Below are 10,256 nucleotides of genomic sequence, written 5' to 3' on the forward strand. Positions count from 1 at the left end.
TTTTCGTTTTGAAAAGCATATTTTTGACTCAGAAAAGGTGAAAAAGGGGGTAAAGAATAAGCATAAAGGAGGAATTAAATTTATGTTAGGATGTAGTAGTTTTACATTTGGAGCAGAAGACAACACACAATTCTTATCAAGAACCATGGATTTTTCTATGTATACAGATAGTGGGGTCGTCATCGTACCAAGAAATTTTGAAATGGAAGTAAGACAAAATGAGCTTCGTAAAGGGAAATACGCCTTTTTAGGAATGGCGGCATATAAATTACAATTTCCTATTTTTTATGATGGGATTAATGAAAAAGGTGTGGCAGGTGCGACCCTTTATTATCCTGGATTTGCAACTTATACGGAGAAGAAAGATGCAAGGGGCGGCGTTAATCCACTTCGTGTAGTCAGTTATATTCTTGCTAATGCGGGTTCTCTTGATGAAGCCATCGCACTTTTTGAGACAATTGAAATTATCAATGAGAGCAATTCAATTTTAGGCGTTGTACCTCCACTTCATTATATTTTTTCGGACAGTACAGGGCGTTCTATTATTGTTGAACCTGATCCAGATGGAATTAAAATCCATCAAGATACGATTGGAGTCATGACAAATAGTCCAAATTATGAATGGCATGAAGCCAATTTACGGAACTATATTGGCGTGAATCCAAGATCAAAAGAACCCATTCAAACTTCCACGAAGACTTTTTCACCATTTGGACAGGGAAGTGGGACCTTTGGGCTTCCTGGCGACTACACGCCACCGTCTCGCTTTTTACGAACTGCCTATATGAAGTTTTACGCGAGTGAGCCAAAAAATGAAATCGAAGGGGTTACACAGATTTTTCATATGCTTGCTCCGGTTGAAGTTCCAAAAGGAGCCGTCATTCATCAAAATGGGCACAATGATTATTCAGTTTATATGACAGCCATGTGCACCACATCGCTACGTTATTACTTCTGTGAATATGATAACCGCAGAATTAAATGCGTCAGCTTACACCAAGCAGATTTGAGCAATGAAAAACTGGAGATTTTCCCTCTTACGATGAAACAGGAAATTGATTTTTTAAACGCTGATTAAATTGCATGTCAAATACCACTTATAATCTAAAAAGTCCAGAAAACAAGGAGTTCCTTGTTTTCTGGACTTTTTTTTAGCGCTTTTCAATTGCCACGACGAAGGGAGGCAGATTACGCTGATTAATGAAACCATATTGGAGTACGCTGAATTTTTCTTGTGGGAGATGAGAAACATAGTTTAAGATCGCTTCTTTTTCAAGTTTTCCTGCTTCGTGACCATGATAGATGACCAAAATGACAAGTCCACCCACCATCAGTTTTTCAAGTGCGGCAGAAATGCTCTCGAGAGTAGATTCTTCAAGGGTCGTAATTGACTTATCTCCTCCCGGCAAGTAGCCGAGATTATAAATGACCGCTCGCACGGGTTCGCTCACATCAGCAGCTAGTTCTGCATGACTTTTTTTTAAAGAGCAGAACTTGATTTTTGCAAGAAGCTTCGTCAAGGCGTGCTTCTGTTTTCTCAATTGCGGTTTGTTGTATGTCGTAGGCGTAAACTTTACCATTCGGTCCAACGAGCTGCGCAAGAAAAAGCGTATCATGCCCGTTGCCACAAGTTGCATCAATGACGACATCCCCTGGGAAAATAACTTTCCTTAAGAGCTGATGACTGAACGGCAAGATGCCTTCTAAATTCATGCGTGCACCTCACTAAATTTTTTTCCTTGATAACTATCCCGCCAAATTAGTTCTTGATCAATGGCGTTTAACACTTCAAATTTATTCAAGCTCCACATCGGCCCAATTAAATCATCCACACCACCGTCTCCTGTGATTCGGTGAATAACCATTTCAGGTGGCAAAATCTCAAGTTGATCGCAAACGAGCTTCACATAATCCTCTTGTGTTAAAAATGTTAAATCGCCGCGTTTATAATCTTCTACCATTGGCGTACCACGTAACAAGTGGAGCAAATGGATTTTGATTCCTTCTACACCGCTTTCCGCCACTTTTTTTAGCTGTTTCAAGCATCATTTCAGGCGTTTCTTTTGGTAGACCATTAATAATATGGGTACAAACACGAATACCACGCCCTTTCAGCTTGCGTACACCTTCAAGATAACAATCATAATCATGTGCACGATTGATTAATTTCCCTGTTTCATCATGAGCGGACTGCAAGCCGAGCTCTACCCAAAGATAAGTTCGTTCATTCAACTCAGCTAAATAATCCACGACATCATCTGGAAGGCAATCGGGACGTGTCGCAATGGAAAGCCCAACGACACCTTCTTCTTTTAAAACCACTTCATATTTTTCACGGAGTACTTCAACAGGAGCATGGGTATTCGTAAACGCTTGGAAAAAAGCGATGTATTTTCCGCTTTTCCATTTGTGATGCATTCGGTCGCGAATTTCGGCAAATTGCGCGGATAAATCAAAATTTCGATCACCAGCAAAGTCGCCTGATCCAGCGGCACTACAAAATGTACAACCCCCACGCGCAACTGTACCATCGCGGTTTGGACAGTCAAAGCCGCCATCAAGTGCGACTTTAAAAATTTTCATTCCGAATTCTTGTCTAAGGGTATAATTCCAAGTGTGGTAACGTTTATTATCGAGACTATAAGGAAATGGATTTTCTTTCTTCAAGGTTTCTCAGACTCCTTTAAATTCATTGCTTCTAGTTTACCATATTTTTAAGTTGACGAATAAAAATAATTTTGATATTATAATTACACTTTCACTTGGTAAAGTGCTAATACACTAAAATACATAAAAAGGAGTGCATACACAGATGACAAAGCAAAGAAAAATGGGCTTTTTCGTTTTAACAGCCCTCGTGATCGGAAACATGATGGGGTCTGGAATCTTCATGCTTCCAAGGCAAATGGCTGAAGTAGCTAGTCCGCTTGCAACCTTGCTAGCTTGGATTTTTACAGGTGCCGGTGTTCTCATGATCGCGCTTGTATTCGGCAATTTAGCCGTCAAACGACCAGATTTAACAAGCGGTGCACAAAGTCATGCGTATGCATTCTTTAACCGTCCTAAAGCGAAACAAATGGCAGGATTCATCGCTGTGTGGAGTTATTGGGTGGCGAACTGGGCAGGAAATGTCTCACTGATTACCTCGTTTGCTGGCTACTTATCGGTATTTTTCCCGATATTAAATAGTCGAGATTCTTTTGTTGAAATCGGCGAGTTCACGATTACAGAAGGTCAGGCGCTGACCTTCGCCGTGTGTACCGTCTTACTTTGGGGCATTGCCTTTATCATTTCAAAAGGTGTAAGTGGCGCAGGGAAAATTAATTTAGTTGCGACGGTTGCGAAGGTGGGGGGATTTTTCCTTTTCATTATCATCGCTGTTTTCTCTTTCCAATCGGTTAAAATGGGGGCTTTTTATCACCCTGTCTATGATAGTTCAGGATTAAAAGAAGGCTTGCTTTCACAAGTAAACAGCGCAGCGATCGTCACACTTTGGGCCTTTATTGGTATTGAATCGGCATTAATGTTTTCTGGACGTGCTAAGTCAGGAAAAGCTGTTCAAGCGGCTACCATTACAGGACTAGTTGTTGCAGTGATGTTATATAGTTTGATTTCGATTTTAGCGCTAGGTCTCATTCCAAAAGAAAAACTCATTGGCAGTGCAAGCCCACTTGCGGATGCGTTAAATTCGGTGATTGGGAGTGGAGGCTCCGCCGTAATGGCAATTCTCGCTTTGATTTGTCTATTTGGTTCGGCCATTGGTTGGGTGATGATGAGTGCAGAAGCTCCATACCAAGCAGCAAAAAAAAGGTATTTTCCTTCCCTTTTTAAGTAAAGTCAATAAAAATGGAACACCGATACGTTCTCTCGTGCTTACATGCCTTGCATCACAGTTTTTTATTTGTTCCACGCTTTCTGGCGATATCGCAGTTGCATATGACTTTGTTGTTAAAGTTTCCACACTTGCTTTCTTAATTCAATACTTTATTTCACCAATTTTTCAACTTAAACTCGTTTTTTCGGGAAGTACGTATGAGAATTCAAAACCTATAAAACGAATAGTTGATGGAGTGATTGCTATCCTTGCTTTAGGTTATAGTCTTTGGATTATGAAAAGTGGTACGGAAAATCTAACCATATTCCTATTAAGTGCGGGATTATTTCTCATGGGTTTCCTGCTTTATCCCCTTATGAAAAAACAAACAGTCTTGCCAAAAGACTAGAAATCAGCTACAATAGTTCTTAATCGAATATGGAAACGACTAAAGGAGTAGTAATCTAAACTTTGGGAATCTAAGAGAATCAGCGGCTGGTGGAAGCTGATCGATGAGTTGGGTGAACTTGCCTTTTTATAAATCGTACGTTATCCGCGTTAAGGAGCAAGAAGTTGAGTGAAGTAATCACTAATTTGGGTGGTACCGCGGGAGAAGACCTCTCGTCCCATAGCCGTTATAGCTATGACGAGAGGTCTTTTGTTTCATGTTCAGACGACTTATTTTCGTTTTATGAATAAAAGAAAAAAAGGAGAGAATTAAGGATGACTTTTAACCACAAAGAAATTGAACCGAAATGGCAAAAGATTTGGGATGACAAGGCGACCTTTAAAACCACTGAGGATGCATCAAAAGAAAACTTTTATGCGCTAGATATGTTTCCGTATCCATCAGGTGCAGGCCTTCATGTAGGGCATCCCGAAGGTTATACAGCAACGGATATCTTATCACGAATGAAGCGGGCCCAAGGATACAATGTACTTCACCCAATGGGATGGGATGCCTTTGGTCTTCCTGCTGAACAATATGCGATTGATACAGGAAATGATCCAGCGGAATTTACGGAACAAAATATTGCAAACTTTAAGCGCCAAATTAAATCTCTAGGCTTTTCTTATGACTGGGACCGGGAGCTAAACACAACAGATCCAAACTATTATAAATGGACACAGTGGATTTTTGAAAAGCTGTATGAAAAAGGATTAGCCTATGAAGCCGAAGTGGCTGTTAACTGGTGCCCTGCACTTGGAACTGTGCTTGCTAATGAAGAGGTCATTGATGGTAAGAGTGAACGTGGAGGTTTCCCTGTCTACCGGAAGCCAATGCGGCAATGGATGCTTAAAATTACAGCTTATGCGGATCGTTTAATTGATGATTTGGACCTTGTAGACTGGCCGGAGAACATCAAAGATATGCAGCGCAACTGGATCGGTCGCTCGGAAGGTGCTGAAGTTAGTTTCCAATTAGAGGGACGGAAGGAAAAAATTGAAGTTTTCACAACGCGTCCAGATACACTTTTCGGGGTAACTTATGTGGTTTTGGCACCTGAACATGAGCTTGTAGAACAAATCACGACCGCTGAACAAAAAGAAGCAGTTGAAGCTTATAAAAAACAAGTTGAACTAAAAAGTGAACTAGAACGAACAGATTTAGCAAAAGAAAAAACTGGTGTTGCAACTGGGGCTTATGTAGTCAATCCTGCGACAGGTCAAAAAATCCCAGTTTGGGTTGCAGATTATGTGCTTATTCAATACGGGACAGGGGCTGTTATGGCGGTGCCAGGGCACGACGAACGCGATCACGAATTTGCCAAGCAGTTCAACTTGCCGATTTTTGAAGTTGTAAAAGGTGGCGACGTTCAAAAAGAAGTTTATTCAGGCGATGGTCCCCATGTTAATTCTGATTTCCTAGATGGCATGAATACGGAGGAAGCAATTCGCACAATTTCTGACTGGCTTGAAAAAGAAGGATTTGGGACACGGAAGATCACTTACCGCTTACGTGACTGGTTGTTCAGCAGACAACGTTACTGGGGTGAACCTATTCCTGTTATTCACTGGGAAGACGGGGAAACAACACTTGTGCCAGAAGACGAGCTTCCGCTACTCCTTCCAAAAACAACGGAAATTAAACCATCAGGGACAGGAGAATCTCCGCTTGCAAACTTGGAGGACTGGGTAAACGTCGTGGATGATTCTGGCAGGAAAGGACGCCGTGAAACCAATACGATGCCACAATGGGCGGGATCAAGTTGGTATTTCCTCCGCTATATCGATCCAAACAATCAAACAGAAATTGCAGATAAAGAAAAGCTTCGTGAATGGCTTCCAGTCGATGTTTATATCGGCGGGGCTGAACATGCGGTTCTTCACTTGCTCTATGCGCGTTTCTGGCATAAATTCTTGTATGACATTGGCGTTGTTCCAACAAAAGAACCCTTCCAAAAACTGTTTAATCAAGGCATGATCCTCGGGGAGAACAATGAAAAAATGTCGAAGTCACGTGGAAACGTGGTGAATCCAGATGATGTCGTAGATAAATATGGAGCGGATACTTTGCGCCTGTATGAAATGTTTATGGGACCACTTGATGCTTCTATTTCTTGGAGTGAAAATGGACTAGAAGGAGCCCGGAAATTCTTAGACCGGGTTTGGCGTTTATTTGTAAATGAAGCTGGACAACTTAGTGAAAAAGTAGTTTCTGAAAATGATGGAAAGCTTGAAAAAGCCTATCATCAAATGGTGAAAACAGTCACACAAGATTATGAAGGACTTCGTTTCAATACCGGAATCTCCGCCCTCATGATTTTTGTGAATGAGGCCTATAAAGCCGAAACAGTTCCAAAAGCGTATGCTTTTGGCTTTATCCAGCTACTTGCTCCAATCGCCCCACATGTTGCAGAAGAGATTTGGGAAATCTTCGGACACAGCGAATCGATTTCCTATCAAGCTTGGCCGACATATGACGAAAGCAAACTTGTAGAAGATGAAGTAGAAATCGTTTTGCAGGTTAATGGAAAAGTAAAAGCGAAAGAAATTGTTTCTAAAACAATGTCGAAAGATGAACTTGAAAAAGTTGCACTAGCTAATGAGCGCATTCAAGCTGAAACGGGTGGAAAAACCATTCGTAAAGTCATTGCTGTTCCAGGAAAATTAGTTAATATTGTGGCTAACTAAACCAAAAAACAATCGAGTAGACCGATTCATCGGATGAGCTCGATTGTTTTTTTGATTAAAAAATGAAGGAGAATGATTGATTTTCATTTTAATCGAGCTATTACTGATAATCACAAATAAGAAACATACAAATAGTTAAAAGGAATTTGAAGTACGAAGTGTCCATACCTATGAAGCGGAATTCTACTTTTTCTATATTAGGCTTGTATCTTTCGAGAGAAGCTAACCGGTAGGCGTATATTTATTGACGTCTAAAGCCGATTGTGATATAGTTAAGGGCAGTGTTAATACACACGTATAGTGACAAAAGAAAGGGTGCTTAAAATTTAAGTCTTTCCTTTGAATGATCTATACGGAGGGCGGATTTGTCCGCAAAATAAAACCAATAGGAGGGAATAACATGCCTGTTATTTCAATGAAACAATTGCTAGAAGCTGGTGTACATTTTGGACACCAAACACGCCGTTGGAACCCTAAGATGAAAAAATACATCTTTACGGAACGTAACGGAATTTACATCATCGACCTACAAAAAACGGTTAAAAAAGTAGACGAAGCTTACAACTTCATGCGTGAAGTGGCTGCTGACGGAGGAACTATCCTTTTTGTCGGCACTAAAAAACAAGCGCAAGAATCTGTGAAAGAAGAAGCAGAACGTTCTGGTCAATATTTTGTAAATCACCGCTGGTTAGGTGGAACACTTACAAACTTTGAAACGATCCAAAAACGTATCAAACACCTTAAGAAAATTGAAAAAATGGAAGAAGACGGTACTTTCGAAGTTCTTCCTAAAAAAGAAGTTGTTCTTTTGAAGAAAGAACAAGAAAAACTTGAACGTTTCTTGGGCGGAATTAAAGATATGAAGGGTCTTCCAGATGCACTTTTCATCGTAGATCCTCGTAAAGAACGTATTGCGGTTGCTGAAGCTCGCAAATTAAATATTCCGATCATCGGTATTGTAGATACTAACTGTGATCCTGATGAAATCGATTATGTTATCCCTGCAAATGATGATGCAATTCGTGCTGTTAAATTGCTTACTGCAAAAATGGCTGATGCAATCATTGAAGTGAACCAAGGTGAAGAAAACGTAGAAGCGGCTGTTGAACAAACTCAAGTTGAAGAAACAACTGAAACTGAAGAAACAACAGAAGCTTAATTTTGTTAAAACACACAAAAAGGTGATAAGATGATATGCTTATCACCTTTTTTAAAAGTACTTTATTGGAGGGAAATAAAAAATGGCAAATATCACAGCTCAAATGGTAAAAGAATTGCGTGAAAAAACAGGCGCTGGAATGATGGATTGTAAAAAAGCGTTAGTTGAAACTGACGGTGACATGGAAAAAGCAATCGATCTTTTACGTGAAAAAGGAATTGCAAAAGCTGCGAAGAAATCTGACCGAATTGCTTCTGAAGGAATGACTCATGTAGTAAGTAATGAAAAACATGCGATTGTTCTTGAAGTTAACGCTGAAACAGACTTTGTAGCGAAAAACGACAACTTTAAAGAACTTGTTGAAAAACTTGCAAACCACTTGTTAGCAGTTCGTCCAGCGAGTCTTGAAGATGCGCTTAAAACTGAAATTGAAGACGGTGTGACTGTTCAAGAATATATTACAGAAGCGATCACAAAAATTGGTGAAAACATTTCACTTCGTCGTTTTGACATCACTGAAAAAAGTGAGAACTGTGCATTCGGTGAATATATTCACATGAATGGACGTATTGGTGTTGTAGTTCTTCTTAACGGTACAACTGATTCTGCTGTTGCAAAAGATATTGCAATGCACATTGCTGCGATTAATCCAAAATACATTTCTCGTGATGATGTAGATGCAGATGAACTTGCACATGAAAAAGAAGTATTAACACAACAAGCTTTAAATGAAGGAAAACCTGAAAATATTGTTGAAAAAATGGTAGAAGGTCGCTTGAAGAAATGGTTAAGTGACATCTCCCTTCTTGATCAACCATTTGTTAAGGATCCTGATGTGACAGTTGGTGAATTTGCGAAAAAACATGGTGCAACTGTTGAGTCGTTTGTACGTTTCGAAGTTGGCGAAGGAATCGAAGAAAAAAGAAGATAACTTTGTTGAAGAAGTTATGAGCCAAGTGAAAAAAGACCAGTAAGAAATTTTGATTTTTAATGATTTTTAAAACCCGCTATTCGTTGGTAATAGCGGGTTTTTATTTTTTTCAAAATCAACTAAAAGCAATAAAAATGAAATCATTCGGGGATTTTTCTACCCTTCAAAAAAATCCCCGAATTGTTATTTGTCTGACAATTGTTCGCTAATTATATCGACTAGCTGACTTGTGCCTTGTTTAGTTGAGTGCGTATAATAATCCGTCATAGACAAATTTTTTGTGCCCCACAAATTGTTGGACATCTGCTTGATTGGCTCCAGCAAGTGCCGCTTGTGTGACAAAGGAGTGATGGGTACGTGTGGGTGCAGTATATGCGCTCGATTGGTCGTTTAGCTTAGGCATGTGCTGGACAAGCTAGCGCAGATAATAGTAAAAATGCGGACAAGTATGGAACCTTTAAATAAATAGAATTGCCTTGCCCTTGTGGGCAAGGCTTTTTTAATTTTTGAGAGATGTTTAAATGAAAAATAGACTTGCTTTTTACTTACTTAAGAATTATTATGAAATTAAGAAAAGAACCGTCAAAATGGAAGTTCTGCTAGGAACGAGTACTGCGATTACGAAATGTCGGAAAAACTTTCCGAGGTTTTAGAGGTATGTTATTTTGAATGGTTCCAAAACTGACCCCACTTCAAAACAAGACTCGTGACAGTTTTAGAGGTATGTTATTTTGAATGGTTCCAAAACCCCTTTAACGTTCTCAAGCAGTAAAATGCGGTTTTAGAGGTATGTTATTTTGAATGGTTCCAAAACTTGGGGAGCAGATACACCGAACAGACCAAGGTTTTAGAGGTATGTTATTTTGAATGGTTTCAAAAGAGGAGTCAGATGGGTCTCACTTAAAAGGTGAGACCTTTTTGTATGGGCGTCGCTAAAAAGTTCATTAAATTGACACAATTTCATTTCTAAAATATGGTATATTATACTTGCAAGAAAACAATACATAAAGAGGAGATGAATGTCATGTCAGGACAAATCAGAATGACCCCGGCAGAATTGCGAGACCGTGCGAAAACTTACGGAACGAGCGCACGGGATATTGAGCAAATGCTACAACGCTTATCCCAATTACAAGAACAACTTCGTAGTGAATGGGAAGGACAAGCTTTTGCGCTGCTTTGACGATCAGTTCAATCAGTTGAAACCAAAAGTAACG

At 39.8% G+C, this 10,256-nt stretch carries 4 protein-coding genes and 5 pseudogenes; 6 read left to right on the top strand and 3 right to left on the bottom strand.

Annotated elements, in window-relative coordinates:
• Window positions 1-82 precede the first annotated feature (82 nt).
• Window positions 83-1,078, top strand: a complete 996-nt coding sequence (locus MAQA_RS11855; protein ID WP_036074173.1) for a choloylglycine hydrolase family protein — start codon at window positions 83-85, stop codon at window positions 1,076-1,078.
• Window positions 1,079-1,151: 73 nt separating this feature from the next.
• On the opposite strand, the pseudogene mnmM reads toward MAQA_RS11855, so the two are convergent.
• Window positions 1,152-1,713, bottom strand: a pseudogene (gene mnmM, locus MAQA_RS11860) (tRNA 5-(aminomethyl)-2-thiouridylate-methyltransferase MnmM).
• Window positions 1,710-2,667 (bottom strand): annotated as a pseudogene (mnmL, locus tag MAQA_RS11865) (tRNA modification radical SAM protein MnmL/YtqA). The pseudogenes mnmM and mnmL overlap by 4 nt, the downstream one beginning before the upstream one ends.
• Window positions 2,668-2,812: 145 nt before the next feature.
• Between mnmL and MAQA_RS11870 the strand changes: the two are divergent.
• From MAQA_RS11870 to tsf, 4 genes and pseudogenes are all read left to right on the top strand, one after another.
• A pseudogene (locus MAQA_RS11870) lies at window positions 2,813-4,223 on the top strand (amino acid permease).
• A 314-nt stretch (window positions 4,224-4,537) separates the two neighbouring features.
• A complete protein-coding gene (gene leuS, locus MAQA_RS11875; protein ID WP_036074175.1) occupies window positions 4,538-6,949 on the top strand; it encodes a leucine--tRNA ligase in 2,412 nt (803 codons plus the stop codon).
• A 400-nt stretch (window positions 6,950-7,349) separates the two neighbouring features.
• Entirely contained in the window at window positions 7,350-8,108 is a 759-nt protein-coding gene (rpsB, locus tag MAQA_RS11880; RefSeq protein ID WP_036074176.1) for a 30S ribosomal protein S2, read from the top strand.
• A gap of 82 nt (window positions 8,109-8,190) precedes the next feature.
• Window positions 8,191-9,082 (top strand): annotated as a pseudogene (gene tsf / locus MAQA_RS11885) (translation elongation factor Ts).
• A gap of 195 nt (window positions 9,083-9,277) precedes the next feature.
• On the opposite strand, the gene MAQA_RS14575 reads toward tsf, so the two are convergent.
• The gene (locus MAQA_RS14575) at window positions 9,278-9,442 is read right to left on the bottom strand and encodes a hypothetical protein (protein ID WP_159099974.1); all 165 of its coding nucleotides are present in this window, start codon (window positions 9,440-9,442) and stop codon (window positions 9,278-9,280) included.
• 621 nt (window positions 9,443-10,063) lie between these two features.
• Between MAQA_RS14575 and MAQA_RS11890 the strand changes: the two are divergent.
• Window positions 10,064-10,256, top strand: a pseudogene (locus MAQA_RS11890) (WXG100 family type VII secretion target); the annotation flags it as partial.

The sequence above is a fragment of the Listeria aquatica FSL S10-1188 genome, from assembly GCF_000525795.1.
GTDB classification, from domain to species: domain Bacteria; phylum Bacillota; class Bacilli; order Lactobacillales; family Listeriaceae; genus Listeria; species Listeria aquatica.